The sequence below is a fragment of the Amycolatopsis sp. VC5-11 genome, from assembly GCF_037034185.1.
Lineage (GTDB): Bacteria > Actinomycetota > Actinomycetes > Mycobacteriales > Pseudonocardiaceae > Amycolatopsis > Amycolatopsis nivea.
On record NZ_JBAGKF010000008.1, the window covers coordinates 1 to 22446 of the forward strand.

18 protein-coding genes and 1 pseudogene are annotated in these 22446 nt (G+C 69.1%); 4 read left to right on the top strand and 15 right to left on the bottom strand.

What is annotated here, in order from left to right; translation table 11 throughout:
* Window positions 1-111: pseudogene (locus WA670_RS23695) on the bottom strand (superoxide dismutase); the annotation flags it as partial.
* Between the two features lie 215 nt (window positions 112-326).
* Between WA670_RS23695 and WA670_RS23700 the strand changes: the two are divergent.
* Window positions 327-704, top strand: coding sequence for a hypothetical protein (locus tag WA670_RS23700; protein ID WP_336158878.1), 378 nt, complete (start codon window positions 327-329; stop codon window positions 702-704).
* Between the two features lie 57 nt (window positions 705-761).
* The gene (locus WA670_RS23705) at window positions 762-1337 is read left to right on the top strand and encodes a DUF305 domain-containing protein (RefSeq protein WP_336158879.1); all 576 of its coding nucleotides are present in this window, start codon (window positions 762-764) and stop codon (window positions 1335-1337) included.
* Window positions 1338-1687: 350 nt separating this feature from the next.
* On the opposite strand, the gene WA670_RS23710 is transcribed toward WA670_RS23705, so the two are convergent.
* From WA670_RS23710 to WA670_RS23720, 3 genes are all read right to left on the bottom strand, one after another.
* Window positions 1688-1888, bottom strand: a complete 201-nt coding sequence (locus WA670_RS23710) for a hypothetical protein (RefSeq protein ID WP_336158881.1) — start codon at window positions 1886-1888, stop codon at window positions 1688-1690.
* A gap of 68 nt (window positions 1889-1956) precedes the next feature.
* Complete coding sequence (locus WA670_RS23715; protein ID WP_336158882.1) at window positions 1957-8496, bottom strand: COG1361 S-layer family protein; 6540 nt, start codon at window positions 8494-8496, stop codon at window positions 1957-1959.
* 358 nt (window positions 8497-8854) lie between these two features.
* Complete coding sequence (locus tag WA670_RS23720; RefSeq protein WP_336158883.1) at window positions 8855-9886, bottom strand: fatty acid desaturase family protein; 1032 nt, start codon at window positions 9884-9886, stop codon at window positions 8855-8857.
* Window positions 9887-10648: 762 nt separating this feature from the next.
* Between WA670_RS23720 and WA670_RS23725 the strand changes: the two genes are divergently transcribed.
* A complete protein-coding gene (locus WA670_RS23725; RefSeq protein ID WP_336158884.1) occupies window positions 10649-11338 on the top strand; it encodes a hypothetical protein in 690 nt (229 codons plus the stop codon).
* A gap of 27 nt (window positions 11339-11365) precedes the next feature.
* Here WA670_RS23725 and WA670_RS23730 read toward each other — a convergent pair whose 3' ends face one another.
* The gene (locus tag WA670_RS23730; RefSeq protein ID WP_336158885.1) at window positions 11366-12031 is read right to left on the bottom strand and encodes a DNA alkylation repair protein; all 666 of its coding nucleotides are present in this window, start codon (window positions 12029-12031) and stop codon (window positions 11366-11368) included.
* An 89-nt stretch (window positions 12032-12120) separates the two neighbouring features.
* Between WA670_RS23730 and WA670_RS23735 the strand changes: the two genes are divergently transcribed.
* On the top strand, window positions 12121-12534 hold the full coding sequence (locus WA670_RS23735; RefSeq protein ID WP_336158886.1) for a hypothetical protein: 414 nt from the start codon (window positions 12121-12123) through the stop codon (window positions 12532-12534).
* On the opposite strand, the gene WA670_RS23740 is transcribed toward WA670_RS23735, so the two are convergent.
* The 10 genes from WA670_RS23740 to WA670_RS23785 form a co-directional block, all read right to left on the bottom strand.
* The gene (locus WA670_RS23740; RefSeq protein WP_336158887.1) at window positions 12510-13139 is read right to left on the bottom strand and encodes a flavin reductase family protein; all 630 of its coding nucleotides are present in this window, start codon (window positions 13137-13139) and stop codon (window positions 12510-12512) included. The two genes, WA670_RS23735 and WA670_RS23740, sit on opposite strands and share 25 nt — an antisense overlap.
* Window positions 13140-13145: 6 nt before the next feature.
* Window positions 13146-14768 carry an amidohydrolase gene (locus WA670_RS23745; RefSeq protein WP_336158888.1) on the bottom strand — a complete coding sequence of 541 codons (1623 nt, stop codon included), beginning with the start codon at window positions 14766-14768 and terminating at the stop codon, window positions 13146-13148.
* Window positions 14765-15790: an ABC transporter ATP-binding protein gene (locus tag WA670_RS23750; protein ID WP_336158889.1), complete on the bottom strand. Its 1026-nt coding sequence runs from the start codon at window positions 15788-15790 to the stop codon at window positions 14765-14767. Before WA670_RS23750 ends, WA670_RS23745 begins: the two co-directional genes overlap by 4 nt.
* Window positions 15787-16605, bottom strand: a complete 819-nt coding sequence (locus WA670_RS23755) for an ABC transporter permease (RefSeq protein ID WP_134666662.1) — start codon at window positions 16603-16605, stop codon at window positions 15787-15789. Before WA670_RS23755 ends, WA670_RS23750 begins: the two co-directional genes overlap by 4 nt.
* Window positions 16598-17479, bottom strand: a complete 882-nt coding sequence (locus WA670_RS23760; protein ID WP_240015637.1) for an ABC transporter permease — start codon at window positions 17477-17479, stop codon at window positions 16598-16600. Before WA670_RS23760 ends, WA670_RS23755 begins: the two co-directional genes overlap by 8 nt.
* Window positions 17476-18516 (bottom strand): extracellular solute-binding protein, encoded by a 1041-nt coding sequence (locus WA670_RS23765; protein ID WP_336158890.1) that lies wholly within the window; start codon window positions 18514-18516, stop codon window positions 17476-17478. Before WA670_RS23765 ends, WA670_RS23760 begins: the two co-directional genes overlap by 4 nt.
* A gap of 11 nt (window positions 18517-18527) precedes the next feature.
* Entirely contained in the window at window positions 18528-19805 is a 1278-nt protein-coding gene (locus WA670_RS23770) for an aminotransferase family protein (RefSeq protein WP_336158891.1), read from the bottom strand.
* A 24-nt stretch (window positions 19806-19829) separates the two neighbouring features.
* On the bottom strand, window positions 19830-21269 hold the full coding sequence (locus WA670_RS23775) for an aldehyde dehydrogenase family protein (RefSeq protein ID WP_336158892.1): 1440 nt from the start codon (window positions 21267-21269) through the stop codon (window positions 19830-19832).
* Between the two features lie 191 nt (window positions 21270-21460).
* Window positions 21461-22003: a TetR/AcrR family transcriptional regulator gene (locus WA670_RS23780; RefSeq protein ID WP_051729766.1), complete on the bottom strand. Its 543-nt coding sequence runs from the start codon at window positions 22001-22003 to the stop codon at window positions 21461-21463.
* 104 nt (window positions 22004-22107) lie between these two features.
* Window positions 22108-22392: an alkylmercury lyase gene (locus tag WA670_RS23785; protein ID WP_336158893.1), complete on the bottom strand. Its 285-nt coding sequence runs from the start codon at window positions 22390-22392 to the stop codon at window positions 22108-22110.
* Between the last annotated feature and the right edge of the window lie 54 nt (window positions 22393-22446).

Here is a 22446-nt window from a genome sequence, read left to right on the forward strand (position 1 = left end):
CACGTAGGTCGCGTGGTGCTTGCTGTGGTGCAGCTCGTTGATCTCGCCGGAGATGTGCGGCGCGAGGGCACCGTAGTCGTAATCGAGTTCGGGCAGCTCGTACCGGGCCATGGGGCCCTCCTTCTGTCTTCGACATCAAGTCTTGCCCCCTCGAACCTAGTAGCACACCCGCACCCCGGGCGAGCGGGGGCGGCCTCGGCGCCACGGGCTGGAACCTGGTTGAGTGAATGTTCAACTTCCAGTACGGGGTGCCTCCGCCGACCACTGAGCGTGACCGTTTCGTCCGCCCCGCCGCGGTTCCCCCGGTGCCAGGTACGGTTGCTCCCATGGCGACGTCCCGGCTCGGCAGCGTGCAGCGGGTGTTGCTGCTGTTCGCGCTGGCACTGGGCGTCGCCGTGATGCACCACGTGCCTTCTCCCGGTGCCGGGCATGCCATGACCAGCCAGATGTCCGTCGAGGCGCACTCGGCCTTGCCTGCCCCGGCCGCGGAGTCCGGCATGCCCGCCGGCGAACACTCGATGCTGCACCTCTGCCTGGCAGTCCTGTACGCGGCGGGCGCGCTCGTCCTGGGCCTGCTGGCCTTCCGCCGCTACCCCGCGGTGAAGGCCGTTTTCGACGGCACCCGCGGCTCCCCCGCCGCCGACCGCCCACCCGACAGACGGGGCCGGACTGTCCTGACTTCTCTCTGCGTGTTGCGAACCTGATCGGTATTTCCTTTCCGGTCTTTCCTCGCAATTTCCCTTTTGAGAGAAGGTTTTTTCGTGCGCAAAATCTTTTTCAGCGGTGCCGTGCTGACCGCGTCGCTCCTGCTCGGCGCCTGCAGCGGCCCGGACTCGCCCGCTCCGGCACCCAGCTCGCAGGCGGGCCACAACGCCGCTGACGTCACGTTCGCTCAGCAGATGATCCCGCACCACCAGCAGGCGCTGGAAATGGCGAAAATGGTGCCGTCGCGCAGCAGCGACCCGAAGGTCGTCGACCTGGCGGGCCGGATCGACCGGGCGCAGGGCCCGGAAATCCGGCAGATGCAGGGCTGGCTGAAGACCTGGGGCACCGCCGCGACGAGCCACTCGATGCCGGGCGGCCACGAGATGTCCGGCGACCACGCGATGACCGGCATGATGTCCGACGCCGACATGAAAAGCCTGGACGCCGCCAAGGGCCCGGCCTTCGACCGATCGTGGCTGGACATGATGATCAAGCACCATCAGGGGGCGGTCGAGATGGCGAAGACGGAGCTCGCGCAGGGCTCGGATGCCGGGGCGAAGGCTCTGGCGCAGCGGATTATCGATGCGCAACAGGCGGAGATCGCCGAGATGCAGGGATTGTTGAAGGGCTGAGGCCCGGGGCACCGGGGTCGTTGGGCGGCTCCGGTGCCTCTGCTTCGCGGCGTTCCTCTGTGGACGATCCGCGCACAGCAGGCGGAGGCCGTTGAGATACCAGGGATTAATGCGGCGGGCACCAGGGCGTTGCGGTGGCTCCGCCACCGACGCACGGCGGGCTGAGCCGTTGAGATACCAGGTCGATGCCGCACGGCACCAGGCAGAAGTCCGTGAAGGGCTCCTTGAGGGAATCTGATTCCTTCAAGGAGCCCTTCACGGACGTTCACGTCGCCGGGGTGAAGTCAGGCGGAGGCGCGGTCCAGTGCCGCCGCCCCGACGTTCAGCCGTGCGGCTTGCGGCGGAGGCAGTCACTGCGCAAGAACGGCGACGCCACTGTGCCCGGGAGCGGGCATCTGGTCGAGATTGAGCACGAGACCACCGCATCCCTGTTGCCAACCCACCGGATAACCCGACTGCCGCCGGGAAAAGCGCACGCAGCAACCCGGCGGGTCCATCCCGGAGTCGACCACGGCCTCGCCTGCGACGGGGTGCACGGTGGTGCCGTGCACCAGGAGCAGCGTGCGCCGACGGTGGCTGGGCCTGCCCACCGCGACAGGCCCAGCCGTCCGTCCTCCGGTCAGGGCCGGGAGCGGCGGCGGCGCGAGAGCAGCAGCAGTGCTCCGCCTCCGGCGAGCAGGGCGAGCGCTGCGATGCCCACTGGGATCAGTACCACGCCGGTCGACGCCAGCGGTGGCGTCGGCGGTGGTGGCTGGACCGGCGGGGTCGGTGGCGTGGGCGGGGTCGGTGGCGTGGGCGGGATCGGTGGCGTGGGCGGCGTCTTCGTGAGCGGCGTGGTCGTCTTGCATCGCTCGTCGGTCGAGGGGTCGGGGCAGTTGGTGCCTGGCGTGGTTGAGGAAATGACGTTGCGCAGGCTCTGCCCGTCACCGACGGGGGTCTTGACCTTCACGCTGTAGGTGACCGTCGCGATCGCACCCAGCGGCAGGTCTCCGGTCCAGGTCAGGCGGGGTGCGGCGTAGGTCGTCGAGCCGGTCGAGGCGGTCGCGTCGTTGTTGTACGTCGCGTTGGTGAGGACGCTGGTCAGGTCGTCGGTGAAGGTGGCGTCCTTCAGGTCGGTCTGGCCGGTGTTCCGCGCGGTGACGGTGTAGGTGACCTGATCTCCCGCCTTCGCCTCGGTGACGCTCGCCTTCTTCTCCAGGATCAGTCCCGCGACCGACGTCGTGGTCCCGCAGCGCGGGTCCTTCGACTCCGGCGGGCAGTTCGTGCCCGGGGTGTCCGACGTGACCACGTTCGCCAACCGATGATCGCCCTTGACCGGGTTGTTCACGGTGACGCTGTAGGTGACCGTCGCCGAACCGCCCACCGGGAGGTCGCCGGTCCACGTCAACCGTGGCACCGTGTAGGTCACCGAGCCGATCGAAGCCGCGGCATCATTGCCGTAGGTCGCATCGTCGAGGACCTTCGACAAATCGTCCGTGAAAGTCGCGCTGGGCAAGGGCGTCTGGCCGGTGTTCTTCACCGTGACCGTATAGGTGACTTTGTCCCCTGGCTTGACATCCTTCTTGTCCGCGACCTTCGTGATGTCCAAGCCCGCGACGGGAGTCGTGGTGCCGCAACGCGGATCGGCCGATCCAGGCGGGCAGTTCCCGCCGGGAGTGTCCGACGTGACCACGTTCGCCAGCTTGAAATCACCCTTGACGGGATTGTTCACGGTGACGCTGTAGGTGACCGTCGCCGAACCGCCCACCGGGAGGTCGCCGGTCCACGTCAGCCGCGGTGCTGCATAACTCACCGAGCCGATCGAAGCCGCGGCATCATTGCCGTAGGTCGCATCGTCGAGGACCTTCGACAAATCGTCCGTGAAAGTCGCGCCGGGCAAGGGCGTCTGGCCGGTGTTCTTCACCGTGACCGTATAAGTGACCTTGTCCCCTGGCTTCGCCTCCTTCTTGTCCACAACCTTCGAAATGTCCAACCCAGACACCGGCGTCGTCGTCCCGCAGCGCGGGTCCGTGGAGCCCGGCAGGCAATTCGACCCCGGCGTGTCGGATGTGACGACGTTCGTCAACCGGTGGTCGCCCTTGACTGGCTTCGCCACAGTCACGCTGTAGGTCACCGTCGCCGAAGCGCCCACCGGAAGATCGCCAGTCCACGTCAATCGAGGAGCAGCATAAGTGACCACACCGACAGAAGCGGCCGCGTCGCCGTCATAGGCAGCGTCGTCGAGGACCTTCGACAGGTCGTCCGTGAAGGTCGCGCCGGACAACGGAGTCTGGCCGGTGTTCGTGACAGTCACGGTGTAGGTGACCTTGTCCCCGGGGTTCGCCGACGGCTTGTCCGCGACCTTGCTGATCGCGATGCCGGACACCGGCGTCTCGGTGCCGCAGCGCGGGTCCGTCGACCCCGGCGGGCAGTTCCCGCCCGGAGTGTCCGACGTGACCACGTTCGCCAGCTTGAAATCACCCTTGACGAGGTTGTTCACGGTGACGCTGTAGGTGACCGTCGCCGAGGCACCGATCGGCAGGTCGCCGGTCCAGATCAAGCGCGGCGCGGCATAGGACACGGAACCGGCGGACGAAGCGGCGTCACCGTTGTAGGCGGCGTCGTCGAGGACCTTCGACAGGTCGTCGGTGAAAGTCGCGCCGGGCAGCGGAGTCTTGCCGGTGTTCGTCACGGTGACCGTGTACGTGACCTTGTCCCCGGGGTTCGCGGACTGCTTGTCGACCTTCTTCTCGATCGTCATCCCCGGCAGCGGCGTCAGGGTCGAGCACTTCGGGTCCGTCGAACCGGGCTCGCAGTTGCCGGGCACGGGCGTGCTGACCGTGTTGCGCAGCTGGTGGTCGCCGGTAACAGGATTCTTCACGGTGACGCTGTAGGTCACTGTCGCGGAGGCACCGACCGGCAGGTTGCCCGTCCACGTCAGCCGCGGCGCCGTGTAGGCGGTCGAGCCCACCGAGGAAGACGCGTCCTCGTTGTAGGAGGCGTCGTCCAGCACCTGCGACAAGTCGTCGGTGAAGCTCGCGTCCGGCATCGGGACCTGGCCGGTGTTGGTCACCTTCACGGTGTAGGTGACCTTGTCGCCCGGGTTCGCGGTCTGCTTGTCGACAGTCTTGGCGACCGTCAGCTCCTTGCCCGGCGTCGTCGTCGAGCACGACGGGTCGGTGGAACCCGGCGGGCAGTTGGTGCCGGGGGTCGAGGACGTGACGACGTTGTGCAGCTTCTTGTCCCCCGGATCCGGGTTCTTGACCGTAACGCTGTACTTCACCGTCGCGGAACCGCCGATGGGCAGGTCGCCGGTCCACGTCAGTTTCGGTGCGGTGTAAGAGACCTGCGCGGCCGGAGCGGCATCGTTGTTGTAGTCGGCGTCGTCCAGCACCTGGGAAAGGTCGTCGGTGAAAGTCGCGCCGGGCAACGGGGTTTGGCCGGTGTTGGTGACGGTGATTGTGTAGGTCACCTTGTCGCCGGGCACGACCTGGTCGCGGTCTGCGGACTTGGCGATCCGCATTCCCGACACCGGTGTCGTGGTGCCGCACCGGGGATCGGCGGAACCGGCGGCGCAGTTGCTGCCCGGAGTGGCGGAGGTGATCGTGTTGATCAGTTTATGGTCGCCAGTAACAGGATTCTTCACGGTAACGCTGTAGGTCACCGTCGCCGAACCGCCTACCGGGAGGTCGCCGGTCCACGTCAGCCGGGGCGCGGTGTAGGAGGTTTGCGCAGCTGGGGTGGCGTCGTTGTTGTAGACGGCGTCGTCCAGCACCTGCGACAGGTCATCAGTGAAAGTCGCGCCGGACAACGGGGTTTGGCCGGTGTTCCGGACGGTCACCGTGTACGTGACCTTATCGCCGGGGTTCGCGCTGGTCTTGTCGACGGTCTTGGCGAACTCGATCCCGGACACCGGCGTCGTGGTCGAACACGCCGGGTCGGCCGAACCCGCGACACAATTGTTGCCTGGCGTCGTGGAGGTGATCGTGTTGATCAGTTTGTGGTCGCCTGCAACAGGATTCTTCACGGTGACGCGATAGGTGATCGTCGCCGAAGCGCCGACCGCGAGGTCTCCTGTCCAGGTCAGCTTAGGCGCGGCGTAAGACACCGAACCCACCGAAGCCGAGGCATCGCCGTCGTAAGAGGCGTCATCGAGCACTTTGGACAGATCGTCGGTGAAAGTCGCGCCTGGCAACGGAGTCTGGCCAGTGTTCGCGACGACGACGGTGTAGGTCACCTGGTCGCCGGGATTCGCGGACTGCTTGTCGGCCTTCTTCTCGATCCGCATTCCGGACACCGGAGTCGTCGTCGAGCACGCCGGATCGGTCGAACCCGCGACGCAGTTGCTGCCCGGCGTCGTGGACGTGACGGCGTTGACCAGCTTGTGATCGCCGCTGTCGGGGTTGTTGACCTTCACCGAGTACGTCACCGTCGCGGTCCCGCCGACCGGCAGATCGCCAGTCCACGTCAGCAACGGTGCCGCATAACTCACCGAACCGGAAGAAGCCGACGCATCACCGGCATACGAAGCGTCATCCAGCACTTCGGACAGATCGTCGGTGAAAGTCGCGCCGGACAACGGAGTCTGGCCGGTGTTCGCGACCGTCACGGTATACTTCACGGTGTCACCGGGCTTGGCGCTGGCGGGATCGGCGGTCTTGCTGATCCGGATTCCGGAGACCGGCGTCGTGGTGCCGCACCGAGGATCAGTGGACCCGACCGCGCAGTTGCTGCCTGGCGTGGTCGACGTGACCGTGTTGACCAGCTTGTGGTCGCCGGTCACGGGATTCTTCACGGTGACGCTGTAGGTGATCGTCGCCGAACCGCCTACTGGGAGGTCGCCAGTCCAGGCCAGTTTCGGTGCGGTGTAAGAGGTTTGCGCGGCGGGAGCGGCGTCGTTGTTGTAGACGGCGTCGTCGAGCACCTTCGACAGGTTGTCGGTGAACGTCGCGCCGCGCGCGGCGACCTGGCCAGTGTTGCGCACGACCACGGTGTAAGTCACGGTGTCGCCGGGGTTCGCCGACGCCTTGTCTGCGGTCTTGGCGATCTCGATTTTCGTGCCGGGCACCACCGTCTCCGCACAAGAAGCGGTGGCGTCGTCCTTGCACTGCCGGTCCGGCGGGACGGTCGGCGGCGGGCCGTCGGTCACCTTCGCGCGGTTGATCAGCGTGGCGCCGATGGTCGCGTCGTCGATCCGGACGTGCACGGTCAGCGTGACCTGGCCGCCCGGAGGGATCGCCGCGGCGTGCCATTGCAACGGGCCGGTCCCGGTGACGGTGCCGCTCGTGGTGTCCGCGCTGACGAAGGTCGTGCCGGGCGGGAGCGTGTCGGTGACGGTGGTGGGCGGCACCGCGATGGGGCCGGTGTTGGCCAGCGTGACGGTGTAGGTCAGCTGGTCGCCGGGCAGCGCGGTCGCCTTGTCCACGACCTTCGCCAGCGTGTACTCCGGCGCCGCGACCACGTTGCGGACGGTGTTGCTCGTCCGCGTCTGTTCGCGGCCGGTCTGCTTGCCCTGGAAGGCCACCGACGCGGTGTTGTCGAGGCGGGTGCCGGGAGCGACGGTCGGCGAAACGGTGACGCGGAACCCGAGGTGCGTGCTCTGTCCTGGAGCGAGGTCCGGCAGCTGGCAGGTGACGACCTGGCCGGACGCCGTGCATCGCGGGTCCGAACCGGCCACATAGGACACTCCGGCGGGCAGCGTGTCGGTGACGACCACGCCGGTCGCGGTGTCCAGGTTCGTGGTGCTGCCGTCCGGGTTGCGGTTGGCGACGTCGAGCCCGTAGGAGATCTCGCCGCCCTGCCCGACCCAGCCCGGCGGGCGTTCCTGGAGGTTGCCCTCGGGGTCGTTGGACTTGACGATCTGCAGGTTGGGCTCGTTGGCCTCGGTCATGAGCCAGACGGTCTGCGGGTACAGCGCGTCGCCGGTGGTCCCGACCTTCAGCTGGGCCCGGTCCGAGCCGGCGGGCAGTTTGCCGGTGACGTCGACCGTGCGCGCGTCGTAGCCGAAGTTGTTGGCCGGATTCGGCGTGCGGTCGGTGACATTGCTGCCGGTGCCGTTCGCGGCGACGCGGTCGATCCGGCTGCTGAACGCGTTGTTCGTGCTGGTGCCGCCGGGCGCGGGCAGCGTCAGCCGCTGCAGCGACGCGGCGTCGCGGCCGAATTCGAGGTAGTCGCCGGAGATGTTGGCGTCGCCGTCGCCGACGACCACGCCCATGGTGGCCGACGGGGCGTGGTCGCCCGGGCTCCGGATGCCGTTCAGGTCGATGGTGGTGGAGGTGGGGCTGGCGCCGCCCCGGACCACGTCGAAGCCGTCCCAGATCTGCAGGTAGCGCAGCGGATCGGTGTCCAGTTCGTACGCCACGACCAGCGACCAGCCGCCCCAGCAGCCGAGGTTGCTCGCGGAGTTGGCCGAGTTGCCGCGGCAGGCTTGGAGGTCGGCGACGGTGTAGGAGCCGCCGCCTGCCTGTTTGACCAGCCCGGTGACGTCCTTGACGCCCGCGTGCGCGGTGATCTGCGGGGATCCGCTGCCGAGCGCGTCGAACCAGTCGTAGGTGTCGGCGGTCAGCCGCTGGTAGGTCGCGGAACCCGGGGCTTTGAACGCGACCTGGTTCGCGCGGGAGGCATCGCCGGAGTCGGCGTTCGAGGAGATCGGGTTGACCTGCCAGTACAGCCGGGCGGAGAGGACGGTGGCACCGGGCGGGACGGTCAGGTTCGCGCTCGAGGCGGTGTTGCCCGGGGCGGCCGGGTCGCTTTTGACCCAGTAGCCGTAGGTGGAGTTGTTCGCGGTCTCCCCGCAGGACGTGGGCACGGTGCCACAGCTGACGACCGAGTTCGACGCCATGGTGATCGCGCCGTGGGCGACCGTCGAGAACGCCGGGTCGGGGCCGATTTTGCGCGGCGTGCCCAGGCCTCTCGGCTCGACCGCCCTCGGCTGCGGCGCGGCGGGCGGCGCCGAGGTGGTCGGGGTGGTGCTGGTCGGCGCGGGGGCAGCCGGGCTGGACGGCGCCGGGCTCTCCTGCGCCGAAGCCGGAGCCGCGGACGGGCTCGCCGGGCTGGTGCTGGGCGGCAGGGTGGCGCCCATCGCGGGCGCGGCGCTCGCGAGGCTCAGGGCGAAGACCACGGCGAGAGCCGCGGCGGCGCGCTTCCCGCGGGAGCGCATGAATCCGGAACGACGGGCCATCACGAAAGCTCCCACGGCAAAGGACGGAATTGTCGAGCTGCTTACCCGCGTTCATCGACACCTGGCAGGAGAATTCGTACCGCGCTCTCCCCCGCGACGGGGAGGCAGTAGGCCCAGAATCACCACATAGGGGGAACCCGGGCAGGTCAGCAGGGGTGCGAACGTGAAAAAGCCCCGGCTAGCCTCCGATTCCGCGCGCTATCCGCGACGCCCTGAGGGGGTGTTGCCATTCCGGTCCGGATTCGCGCCGGAACCGCGACGCGAAAATGTGTCGGATCCGGCAGCCGCGCCGGGCAGCCTTCAGGGATTGTTCGCGCGGAAATCCGGCGGAATCGGCCCGGCGTTCGAGACCGTGCTCCTAGCGACCCGGTTCCGCCGCGGTTCGCAGCGGGGCCCCGACCTGGTGCAGGTGCGCCAGGACGTCCGCGTAGGTGCGGAACAGGCCGCCTTGGCTGTAGCTGATCCCCCGGGCGGCGCAGAAGTCCTGCACGAGCGGCTGCGCCCGGTGCAGGGTCGCCATCGGGATGCTCGGGAAGAGATGGTGCTCGATCTGGTAGTTCAGCCCGCCCAGCGCGTAGGTCGCCCAGCGGCCGCCGCGGACGTTGTGCGACGTCAGCACCTGGCGGCGGAGGAAATCCAGCCGGTGCCCGGGTTCCAGGTGCGGCATCGCCTTGTGGTTGGGCGCGAACGAGCATCCCATGTAGACACCCCACGCGGCGTGGTGCACGACGACGAAGACCGCGGCGATTCCCGGCGGCAGCAAGAGAAACACGGCCGCGAGGTACGCGGCGAGGTGGACGGCGAGCAGTGTCGCGTCGAGCCGAGGGGACCGGGTTCCGCCGTGGCGCACCGCCTTGATCCCGGACCAGTGCAGGTCGATGCCTTCCAGCAGCAGCAACGGAAAGAAGAGGAAAGCCTGGTATTTCGCCATCCAGCGCAGGAAACCCGCCTTCGCGCGGCCCTGCCGGCGGGTGAACGCCAGTGCGGGAATGTCGATGTCCGGATCGGAGTCCTCAACGTTCGGGTTCGCGTGGTGCCGGGTGTGCTTGGCGACCCACCAGCCGTAGCTCAGCCCGACCAGCGCGGCCAGTGCCGTTCCGGCGGCGTCGTTCGCGCGGCGGGTCCGGAAAATCTGCTTGTGCCCGGCGTCGTGGCCGAGGAACGAGAGCTGGGTGTAGGCGACGGCCAGCAGTGCCGCCGTGCCGAGCTGCCACCAGCTCGCCGCGCCGAGCGCGAGCAGCGTCCACGCCCCGCCGAACGCCAGCAACGCCGCTGCGGCGCGGACGAGATAGTGCACCGGGCGGCGGCGGAACAAACCCGCCTCTTTCACCAGCGCCGAAAGCTCCGCGAACTCGCTGCCGTGTCCCGGGCCGTCTGCCGGTCTGTCCATTTTCCGCTCCGCATCGGGTGGCGTGCCGGACAACCGCAGTGGTTCGACAGAAGTGGAGGCCCGCGACCGGGGTCCTGCCGTCGAGCCTACACCCGGAGAAATCCCTTATCCGGATGGCAAGACCATTCCAAGACTCGTAATTCCTTGCCCACCAAGGGATTCTGACGTGCCAGCGAGACTCCGCCGACTGCCGAATCCCCCGTTCCGGGCACGCGGCGGCGCGCACCGGGCCGCCGAGGGTGTACCGTCAGCAGTGTCCGAGAACATCTTGTGCGCCGACAGTCCGGGCCGATCACGGCCAGGGCGAACGCACGTCATGTCGTCGGGCCCACGGCACACCACCGTCACCCTCGCGGCCTGTCAGCCGCCGAGCTGCCCTCGCTTCGGTCGCACCCGCGGCATCGGCCAGTGGCGCCCTTCCCGGACGGCGGTGGTGCGACGTGGCCCATCCGCCCGGTTCCTCTTGGTCCGTCGCGGTCCGTCTTGCCCGGAAAGGTAAACCCATCACCGCACCAGTCAGCTCTCCGCTCTTCAGCCATCCCGTGGCCGAAAGCCCGCGCCCCGGCGCCCTCGTCCGCCCGCAGGAGGACCGGTACGGCGGCCTGTTCCGCCAACCCGCCGTCTCGCCGGACGACCGGACCGAACCGGCCCGCCCGCGGAACCGTCGCCGCTGACCCTCTCGCCGCAAAAATTAGGTTCACTCTAAATCTAGAGAGTGTGTAACATTTGCTCTCGGGTGGACCAGGCGAAGGGGCATCGACCATGAGCGACGGACCGTCGCCGGCGGAACTGGCCGGATACGTGCGGGTGGCGCGCGACCACCGCGAACACGAGCGGTACCACTCGGTGCTCAAGCTCGAGGAGTCGGCGGCGTGGCGGCGCGATTCCAACGCCTTGAAACTGCTGGCCGCCCGGTGGTCGGACAGTCCGGCGCCCGACCGGCTAGACCCCGCGCACGGCGCCGTCGGCTGCGTCGATCTCAACGACCCGGCCGTGGTCGCGACGACCGGAATCCTCTTCATGGAAGGCGAGTCCGAACCGGCGGAAATCACCTCCCTGCGGTCCCGCTTCGAGCAGGCCGCCGTGCGCTATCAGCGGCTTTCCGGCTGGCTGGGCGAGCACATGGCGGCGGAATGGCCGCGGCTGCGCGCCCTGCTGGTCCCCGATCTCGTCGAAGCCGCCCGCCCGCGGTTCCGGGCGCTGACTCGCACCACCGAAGCGGCCAACGCGTACAGCCTCGTCGCCCGGCTGCTCGACTCCGCCGTCCACGCGCTCAAGGCGCAGGACCTCACTCCCGAGGGCGTCCGCCGCGATCCCGCCGCTGCGGCGAAGATGGTGCTGACCGCGTCGTGGTTCCTCGATTCCGCAGCTTCCGCCCTCGCCGAAGCCGGTGCGCAGCTCGGGTTGTCCGATCCGGATTGGACGAGCTTCATCGCGCTCGCCGAGGCCTGACTTGGTGCGGTTCAGCTGGTGTTGCCGTCAAGCTTGCCGCTTGACCATCTCCGCGATCCACACCGGCGCGTACGGCGAGGTGCAGTTCGGCGGGGTCGGATAGTCCTTGAGCACTCCCAGCCGCTCCCCGATGCCGATCGCGCGGGCGCGCAGGCCGGGGTTCTCGATGCCGATCTGGGCGAGGCAGTGGTTCATCGCCCACTGCAACCGCGCCGGGGCGGTTTTCATCTCGGCTTCGATGACGTCGAGGAGTCGGCCGAGGTCGAGCCCGTCGGGCTTCTTGGCGACGCGGTCCACGGTGAGCGCCCAGCCCGCGCTTGCGACCACCGGGTCGGGATCTTCGAGCCAGGCGGTGCGGAGGTCCTCGGCGTGGCGGCTCTTCTTGACGATGTTCGCGAGAAGCCAGTCGTGGACCTTGGGGGTGCCCGCCTCGCGCAGCATCGCGTCGAGGTCGTCGCGGTCGAACTGCTTCGGGCGGGCGACGAGGAGCGCGAGGAGACGGGCGTTGGTGCCGCCGGTCTGCCAGAGTTCGCGAGCCAGGTCGGGTTGGGCTTTGAGTTCCTTCGCGAGGGCGCGGAGTTTGGTGAGGTTGACGCTGTGGTCGTCGCCGTGGTTCTCGTTGACGGCCCGGATTTTGGGGTCGTGCAGCTCCGCGAGCCGGTCGAGGACCCCGGCGAGGGTTGCTTCGGCCACGGGAACCTCCCTGCTCAGACGTGGACAGGGCCGAGGCTACGCGAAGTGGGACGGGGTAACGCTCACGGACCGGGGTACGTCTTTCTGGCATGACCCGGACCTGCCTCGCCGTCGCCGCCATCGCGCTGGCCTTGGTGCTAGCCGGGTGCACTGAGAACCCGCCTGCCCAGCACGCCGTCGCAGGCCCACCGCTGGCGAGCCAGTCCGCTCCCGAACCAGCCCCGTCCACGACAACAGTCCCGGTCCCGTCGCCACCGGCTGCCTCGACTTCGGCCAAGCCGACCGGCACGCCCAAGACCAGCACGTCACAAGCCAAACGACGCGATCCCTCGACCGGCCCGGGTTGCGGCCAGCGGGCGGTCAACGCGGGCAAGTTCAACCCGCGCTGCAAGGAATACCAGGGCTACCTCGACCCCGGCGGTCCCGGCCGTCCGAAGACGTCCGGGGAGATCCAGCGCGAATGGGCCTGCCAGCAGGGTCAGCTGCCCGCATCGGAATGCTGACCCGCGGACAGGAACTCCTCCGGAGCGGGGATCGGCACCCGCACCCAGTTGTTCACCCGGGTGAACGTCGCGCCGCCCATGCGGCCCACCGGGTGGTACACGTCCTGGTCCAGCCGGCCGTCCGGGCGCAGCAGCCGGTCGTCCACCGCGACTCCGACCACCTCGCCGAAGACCAGGTGCGAGCCCCGGAACTCCTCGATCTTCACCAGCGTGCATTCCAGGCTCGGGCCCGCCCCGGCGGGATGCGGCGCGGCGATCCGCACCCCGGGCGTCCACGACAGACCCACGTGTTCCGCCTCGTCCACCGAGGAGTCCACTGTGGACGCAGTGCGCGCGACCAATTCCTCCTGGCCGCTCAGCGCGATCGTGATCGCGAACTCGCGCTGAGCCTTGATATTGGCCAAAGTGTCTTTCGGCGCTTCCGAAATCGAGAACAGCACCGTCGGCGGGTCCATGGTCAGCGGTGCGAAGTAGCTGAACGGCGCGAGGTTCCGCACCCCCGCGCCGTCCACTGTGCTCACCCACGCGATCGGCCGCGGGACGACGGCGTTCTTCACCATCCACACGAAAGCGCCGCGGTCAGCGTCGGTGTTGCTGCTGTACACGAAACCTCACTCCGTCACTACCTGTCCCCCGAGCATGGTCAGTTCCGACCGTACGCTGAGCAACTCCGGACCGGCAGCGGTGACCGGATCGTGGGCGAACACCGCCAGGTCGGCGAGGGAACCGACACGGAGGGTTCCCTTGACGGACTCCGCGTGTTCCAGCCACGCCGGGCCGGTGGTCCACAGGCGCAGCGCTTCCTCCCTGGTCAGCGGGTTGGCCACCGTGGAGAAGGCGTTCGGGCCGGGCAGGCCGGTGAAGGTCGCGACGCCTCGGCGCCAGTCCGGCACGGTCACCGGGGCGTCCGAGCTGTCGGCGACCGCCACGCCGTGGTCCAGCAGGGCTCGCGCGGGGAAAGCGTCGGCCCACCGCTCCTCGCCCAGCACACGGACCATTGACGGGCCGCTGTAGGTCCGCATCAGCGAGCTGGTGATGACCCCGATTCCGGACCGCGCCAGGCGGCAGAGCACGGCGGTGGACAAGAAGGTGCCGTGGATCAAGGCGTGCCGCGCTTCCGGCCAGGGGTCGGCGGCCTGGGCCGCCTCGATCGCGTCGACTACTGCGTCCGCGGCCCGGTCCCCGGTCACGTGGACTTGCACGCGCACCCGCCGGACGTGGGCGGCCAGGATCAGTTCGTGCAGCTCACGTACGCGCGCGTCGTCGTCGGGGCCGAAGGTCACCAGGCTGCCGTGCCCGCCGGACGGGTACGCCGAGTGCATCCACGCGGTGCAGTGCGTCGGCACGCCGTCGGCGAACAGTTTGATGCCGCCGATCCGCAGCAGGTCGTCGCCGACCGAGAAATCCGTCTCGTCCAGCAGTTCCGCCAGCGAGGCGGCGGACGTCGTCGGCGAGGGCCAGTTCCAGTGCAGCAGCGCGGTGATCCGCATCCGCAGCCGGCCGGCGGCGTGCAGGTCCCGGTAGTCCTGCCACAGGTCCGGCGGGACGATCGGATCGGTCACGCTCGTCATCCCGAGGGCGTTCAACCGTTCCATGCTGCGCACGATCGAATCCAGCCGGACCGACCGGCTCGGCTTCGGCACCAGCGAGGCGACCAGTTCCTGCGCGCTTTCCACGAGCACCCCGGTCGGCTCGCCGGCGGAGTCCCGCACGATCTCCCCGGCTTCCGGGTCCGGTGTCGCCGCGGTGATCCCGGCCCGCGCGAGCGCCGCGCTGTTCGCCCACACCTCGTGGGACGACGCGTGATGCAGTACCGTCGGTTGCGAGCCAGTCACGCTGTCGAGCCAGGCTCGGGTCGGCACCGCGCGGCCGTCCGCGAATTCAGCGATCGTCGTCTCCCGCCAGCCGCGGCCGACGATCCACTCCCCCGACGGCGCACCCGCCAACGCACGGGCTACCGCGGAAAGATCCGAGGCGGCCGAAAGGTCCACACAGAACTCCGGACCGGCGGCGGCGTGGAACGCCAGGTGCAAATGCGCGTCGTTCAGTCCAGGAAGGACAGTCCGGCCCGCCAGTTCGACGACCCGCACGTCCGGTGCGGCCGCGGCGGAAACCGTCTTGTCGTCGCCGACCGCGGCGATCCGGCCGTCCGACACCAGCACCGCGGAAGCGGTCCCGACTTCCGGGTCGAACGTCCGGACCACTCCGCCGCGCAGCAGTACATCCTCGGTCATACCGCCGCCAATTCCGGGACTTCGGCGCTCGGCACCACGGCCTGATGCTCTGGATGCCAGGCCGCGATCACCTCGTCCCCGGGCCGATGCTCGTGCGCGACCCCGGCCGACAGCACCGCGCACCCGCGCGCCCCGTCGGAATACCGCAGCCAGATCCGCGTGTGGTCGCCGACGTACACGATGTCGGTCACCTGCGCGCTCGCCCGCTGGTGTCCACTCGGGACTGGATCCGCGGAAGTGTGCAGGGTCAAGCGTTCCGGCCGCACGATCGTGACCTCCCCTGGCGTCAGCGACAACGCATTGGACTCCCCGACGAACTGCGCGACGAACAACGTTTCCGGCCGCTCGTACAATTCCTCCGGCGTGCCGACCTGTTCGATCCGGCCGTCGTTGAACACCGCGATCCGGTCCGACAACGTCAGCGCCTCCTGTTGATCGTGTGTCACGAAGAGGAACGTCATGCCCAATTCCCGGTGCATGCGCGCGATTTCCCGCTGCAACTGATCACGGAGCTTCTTGTCCAGCGCACCCAAAGGCTCGTCCATCAGCAACGCGCGCGGTTCGTATACCACGGCCCGCGCCAGAGCGACGCGCTGCTGCTGGCCGCCGGAAAGCTGGCGCGGCAACCGATCCCGCACCGCCGACAATCCGACCAGTTCCAGCACGTCGTCCACCCGCCGTGCGATCTCCGGCTTCGGCACCTTGCGCTGGGTCAGTCCAAACGCGACATTGCGCGCCACCGACATGTGCGGGAACAGCGCGTACTGCTGGAAAACCACGCCGAGGTTCCGCCGGTGCGGTTTGAGCCGCGAGATCTCCTGACCGTCCACAGTGATCGATCCGGACGTGAGCGGGGTGAATCCGGCGATCATCGACAGCATGGTCGTCTTGCCCGAACCGGACGGGCCGAGGAAGGTCATGAACTCGCCGTCGGCGATGTGCAGCGAAACGTCGTCCACGGCAGGCCGGTCGACGCCGGGGTACGCCTTCGTCACGTGTGCGGTCGCGATTCCGTCAGTCATGATTGCTCTTTTCGGCGCAGAACGGCGGGGACGAACAGCAGGATGGTGGTGAACACGACGATCAGGCTCGACGCGGCGGCGATCGTCGGGTCGATTTCCAGCACGATCGATTCGTACATTTTCACCGGCAGCGTCTTGATCGCGGGCGTCTGCAGGAACAGCGCGACCACGACCTCGTCGAACGACGTGGCGAAGGCGAACACGAAACCGGACAGCACGCCGGGCGCGATGATCGGGAGCACGACCTTGCGCACCGTCGTCCAGCGCGGCGCGCCGAGGCTCGCCGCGGCCTTCTCCATGATCGGGTCGTATCCGGCGAGGCTGGTCTGCACCGAGGTGAGCACGAACGGCAGCCCCAGCACCGCGTGCGCCAGCACGAAACCGAGCATCGTGCCGTTCAGCTGCCAGCGCAGGAAGACGCCGTAAATCGCGACCGCCACGACGATGCCGGGCAGGATCATCGGAGCCATCAGCAGCTGCCGGACGATGCCCCTCCCCCGCCGCATCCGGTCGAGCGCCAGCGCGGCCGCCACGCCGAGCACGGTCGCCAGCGCCGCGGCGAGCACCCCGACCTGGACCGAATTCGCCAGTGCGGCCAGCCATTGCTTGCTGGTGAAGAACTCCGCGTACCAGTGCCACGACCAGTCCTTCGGCGGGAACTCGAACGTCGAGCCCGCGCCGAAGCTCATCGGGATCACCACGAGCGTCGGTGCGACGAGAACGAACGCGACGAGCGCGACCCACACGCGCAGGCCCCAGCCGAGGCTCCGCTGCCGCACCGCGGCGGCCCTGCTGATGGACGGATTGTCAGCCACGGTCGGCACCTCCAGCCGCACTGGTGCCCAGCGGCGCGGCCACGCGGCTGAGCACGGCGAGCACCACGAGCGTGACGACCAGGAGGATCGTCCCGAGCGCGCCGGCGCCCGCGAAGTCCAGCAGGTCGTTGACCTGGGTGCCGATCACCTGCGCGACCAGCGCCTGCTGCGGCGTGCCGAGCAGCGCCGGGGTGATGTAGAAGCCCAGCGACATGATGAACACCACCGACACCCCCGCCAGCACGCCCGGCATCGACAGCGGCACGTACACCCGCAGGAACGCGACCGGACGCCGCGCGCCGAGGCTGCCCGCCGCGTGCAGCAGGCTGCGGTCGATGCTCAGCATCGAACTTTGCAGCGGCAGCACCATGAACGGCAGCATCACCTGCACCATCGCGACCGTCACGCCAGCCACCGAACCCAGCAGCACAACCCCGTCGATGCCGATCGCCGACAGCACCCGGTCGATGACGCCGCCGCGCTGTTCGAGCACGTACCAGGCGAAGTTGCGCGCCATCAGGCTGGTCCAGAACGGCATCAGCACCAGCAGCGTCAGCACCGACCGGGCGCGACGGCCGACGAGCGTCATCGCATACGCGTAGGGATAGGCGATGACGAGCGTCGCCACGGTGATGATCAGCGCGGTCCGCAAAGTCCGCAGCAGCACGCGGATCTGCACCTCGTCGCCGAGCACCGCCAGGTAATTGCCGACCCCGAACGACGGTTCGGTGAAGCTCCGCCACAGGATCACGGCGAGCGGGTAGAAGAAGAACACCAGCACCACCGCCGCGGCGGGGAGCAGCAGCCACGAGGTCCGCCGTTTTTCGCGCCCGGCCCGCGGCACGGCCGGGACGCGGGTCGCCACGGCGGTCATCCGGTCGTCCAATCCGACCACGCCTTCACCAGCTCGGGCCGGTTCGCCGCCCAATAGCGCACGTTGCTGAGCACTCGCAAGTCCTCCTTGCCCTCGCCCCAGATGTCGAGCTGGCGGCCGATCTCCGAACGGGCGGCGGGGGCGGCCGTGTTGGCCGGTCCCACGCCCGCCCGCGCGGCGAAGTCCGCCGCTTGCGCCGGTTGCGAGGCGAAGCGGATGAGCTTCTTCGCCTCCTCGGCGCGTGCCGTCCCCTTCGGCACCACCAGGACATCCCAGGTCACCGGAACTGGGATGTCAGGCACCACTTTCCAGTTCGTCGCACCGGCCTTGAGCAGCGAGAACGCCCGCGCGCTGACGATCAGCGCCATGTCCGCCTGCCCGCCGGCCATGCGCTGCTGCTGGTCGCCGTACGTGCTGCTGATGGCCAACTGCGGCCGGATCCGGTCGTACATCCGCAGCGCGCGGCGCATGTCCAGCGGGTACAGCTTGTCCCGCGGCACGCCGTCGGCCAGCAGCGCCGCCTCGATCGTGCCGACGCTCGGGTCGCCGCCGTAGATGATGCGGCGTCCGGGGAACTGCTTCGGGTCGAAGAAATCCGCGAGTTTCGTCGGCGGATGCTTGCCGTAGACCTTCGAGTCGTACATCAGCATCATGCCGAAGAACGCGTCCGGCACCCCGCAGTCGGTGAGCGAGCCGTCCGGGAACCCGGACGCCTGCGCGCCCATGTCGACGGGTTCGAGCAGGCTCCCGCACACGGCGGCGGCAGCGGACGCGTCGGTGTCGACGACGTCCCAGGTCACCTTCCCCGCCTCGACCATAGCCTTGAGCTTGGCGTTGCTCGACGGGCCGTCGAGGGTGACCGTCGTCCCGGTCTGCTTCTCGTACGGGTCGAGCCACGCGGCGCGCTGGCCCGCCTGGTACGCGCCTTGGCCGTAGGAAACGAACACGAGCGAGTTCGGCCCGCCCTCGGAAATCGCGCAGCCGGCGGTGGTGAGCAGAAGCGCGGCGGACAACAGCGTCGGTATCCGGCGTCTCATGGCTCCTCCGTTCAGCTCGCGGCGGCGGCGACGTGCTTGCACAGCACGTCGGCCAAAGTGTCGATCTGGTCCTCGGTGATCACCAGCGGCGGGGACAGCACGATGCTGGTCCCGGACGCGCGGACCACCACACCGTCCGCGCGGCAGCCCGCCTGCACCGGCGCGGTGGGCCGGTCCGCGAACTCGATGCCGAGCATCAGGCCGACCCCGCGGACCTCGCGCACGTGCGGCAGTTCGGCGAGCGGGTCGAGCCGCTCGCGCAGCCGGGCCCCGAGGACGGTGGCGCGTTCGAGCAGGTTCTCCTTTTCGATCAGGTCGAGGTTCGCCAGCGCGACCGCGGAGCCGACTGGGTGGCCGTTGTAGGTGAAGCCGTGCAGGAACGCCGCGCCTTCGGCGAGCTCCAGCACCCTCCGTCCAATGAGGACCGCACCCATCGGAATGTACCCGCTGGTGAGTCCCTTCGCGGTGACGATCATGTCCGGCTCGATGCCGAAGTGCTCGCTGCCGAACCAGTGCCCGGTGCGGCCGAACGCAGTCACGATCTCGTCCACGATCAGCAGAATTCCGTGCCGCCGCAATACTTCCTGCACGCGCGGCCAGTAGCCCTCGGGCGGCGGCACCATCCCGCCGACGCCGAGCACCGGTTCCCCGATGAACGCGGCGATCCGATGTGGACCGATCTCTTCGATCCGCTTCTCTAGCTCGGCCACGAGGATGTCTGTCGCGTGGGGACCGTGCTCGATGCCGTGCGGTTTGCCGAGCCATTCGACGTCCGGCAGCAGCGGACCGTACCCGGCGCGCAGGCCTTCAATGCCGGTCGCGGCCAGCGAGGCCCCGCCCATGCCGTGGTAACCGCCGTGCCGCGCCAGCACCACCGTGCGCTCGGGCGAACCCGCGTGATGGAAGGCGAGCCGGGCGAGTTTGATCGCAGTTTCGTTGCCCTCCGAACCGCCGTTGGTGAGGTAAACGCGTTCCAGACCCGCCGGGGCGAGCGACAGGAGGCGTTCGCCGAGGCGGATCGACGGGGCGTTGGAGTAGTCGCCGAAGGACGAGTAGAACTCCAGCTTGCGGATCTGCTCGGCGGCGACGTCGGCGAGTTCGGCGCGGCCGTGGCCGACCGGGCACTGCCACAGGCCGCAGGTGCCGTCGATGTACTGGTTGCCTTCGGTGTCCCAGAGCAGCGCGCCTTCGCCGCGGTCGAGGACGAGCGGTTCGGCGGGGTCGCCGATGACGGTGTGCGGGTGGATGAGCGTGCGCTGGTCGGCAGCGGCGAGTTCAGCGGTGGTCAATGCGGATTCCTTTCGGGGAGCGGTTCAGAACCGCAGAGCGACTGCTTTGGTCTCGGTGTAGGCATCGATGCCTTCGGCCCCGCCTTCGCGTTCCTGGCCGGAGTTCTTCTGGCCGCCGAAGGGAAGTTCCGGACGCACCGGCGCCGGGTCGTTGACGCCGAACACGCCGAAATCGAGCCGGTCGAGCGTGCGCCAGATGCGGCGCAGATCGGTGCCGAACACGTAGGCGGCGAGGCCGTAATCGGTGGAGTTGGCGAGTTCGACGGCCTCGTCGTCGGTGCGGAAGGCCGACACCGCGAGCACCGGGCCGAACGTTTCCTCGCGGCTGATGAGCATGTCCGGGGTGACGCCGTCCAGCACGGTGGGCTCGAAGAAATGGCCCGGCAGCGCGGGATCCGTCCACCGGCTGCCGCCGACGAGCACGCGCGCGCCCTTGCCGACCGCGTCCGCAACCTGGTTCTCCACCTTCGCCAGCCCGGCCTCGTCGATCAGCGGACCGACGTTGGTGCCTTCGGCGTCGCCCCGGCCGACCTTCAGCGCGGCGGTTTTCTTTTCGATCAAGGAAAGCAGGTCGTCGCGGACGCTTTCGTGGACGTACAGCCGGTTCACCGCGGTGCAGCTCTGCCCGGCGTTGAAGAACTTCCCGGTGACGACGCCCGCCGCGGCCGCTTCGAGGTCGGCGTCCTCGAACACGATCGCCGGCGAGTGCCCGCCCATTTCGAGCGACGTGCGGCGGAGGATGTCGCCGGTCTGGCGCAGCAGGCCCAGTCCGACCTCGGTGGAACCGGTGAAGCTGACCTTGCGCAGCCGCCGGTCGGCCAGCAATTCTCCGACGAGTTCCGCGGGCCGCGTGGTGGTCAGCGACTGCAGCACCCCGGCGGGCAAACCGGTTTCCTGCACGATTTCCAGCAACGCGGTGGCGATCAGCGGGGTCTGCTCGGCCGGCTTCGCGAGCACCGGACAGCCCGCCGCGAGCGCGAGCCCGACCTTGCGGATCAGCATGCTGGCCGGGAAGTTCCACGGCGTGATCGCGAGCACCGGGCCGACCGGCGAGCGCAGCACGAGACCGGGACCGGCCGCGTTCGCCGGCGTGACCCGCCCGTACGCGCGGCGGCCCTCCTCCGCGGCCCACTCCAGCATCCGGGCGGCCCCGGCCAGTTCGCCGTTCGCCTCGGCGAGCGGTTTCCCGTTCTCGCGGCTCAGCAACGCGGCCAGTTCTCCTTGCCGGGCACGGATTCCGGCGGCCGCGGCGCGCAGATGGCCGCTGCGGGTCTCCGGATCGGTGTCCGCCCAGCCGCGGGCGGCGCGCGCGGCCGCGGCCAGTGCGTCCCGCGCCTGCTCGGGCCCCGCGTCGGCGGCCTGGCCGAGGACGGCGAGGCTCGCGGGGTCGACGACGTCGAACGTCGCCGGGGCGGAATGCCAGCGGCCGTCGATCAGCAAGGTCGCGGCGGCGGTGTCGGGCATCGGGTACGCCTTTCGGTTCGGCGGCTTCGGGGATGCGCCGAGTCTGACCCCTAGGTGTTGATTAAGTCAACACCTGAGCGAGGACGAAATTCCGGATAGGACGGTGAGAAGTTCTTGCGGCGCAACGGTATCCGGCAACACTTCGACCCCGGCGGCGTCGGGCGCGGCCGGGGCAAGGGGTCCGGGTTCGGTTAACGCGCGGCCGCGAGCAGGCCGCGCAGGGCTTCGAGCGCCGGGCCCGGATCGACGTCCGGATCCGCCGCCTGGTGCAGGAACATTCCGTCGAGGGCGTAGAACACGAGCTGGGCCAGCCCGCCGTCGGCCGACAGTTCCTTGCCGACCGCGGCGAGATAGCCGTCGTAGAGCCGCCGCACGACCGGCCGCAGTTCGGGCCGCCGCGCCGCTTCCACGACCAGCTGGTACTGGAACACTTGCAGGTCCGCGCTGTCCCGGAACCGCTGGCGCACCTCGGGACCGTCCGCGTAGACGCCGGTGCGGGCGCCGATCAGGCCGTTCTCCGCGCTTTCCTCCAGCACCAGGTCCAAAGAGGACTGGAGGAGGTCGTCGATCGAGGAGAAGTGGTGCTGGACCGCGCCGGTGGTGCAGCCCGCCGCCCGCGCGACCGCACGGTAGGTGAGGCCGCGCAGCCCGTCGGAAGCGACCACGCCGACCGCCGCCCGGCGCAGGGCGAGCTTCGTCCCGGTCGGGTCGTCCGCGGTTCCGGACCGGCTCATCCGCACCTCCTCGGCTTCGTCCGGGCGAGCGTACATTACATCTGTAATGTGAACCAGAGCGAAGGGTGCCCCGAAGACAACTAGCGAGCTGCAACGGCTTCCGGTCAGGCCTTCACGGCCGCCAACGCGGCGAGCACCCGCTCCCGGGTCGGCACGTCAAGGCGGCAGGCGTCCCCCGCCACCGGCCCGGGCGTGCCCATCACGTCGACCCCGTCGACCAGGATCGTCGGCGAACGGTAGCTGCCGACGCGTTCGACGACCGCCGCGTCGAGGCCGCTCTCGGCGAGGCACTCGGCCACCAGCGACCGGGCCGCTTCGGCGTTCGGGCAGTCCGGGGCGGTCAGCAGTTCCACCCGCGTCCCGCGGATCTCCGGCCCCGGTGCGCACATGAGCCCAGCCTAGGCGGAAATCCGTCCTTGACAATCCGCTTCCGGAAAAAGCTA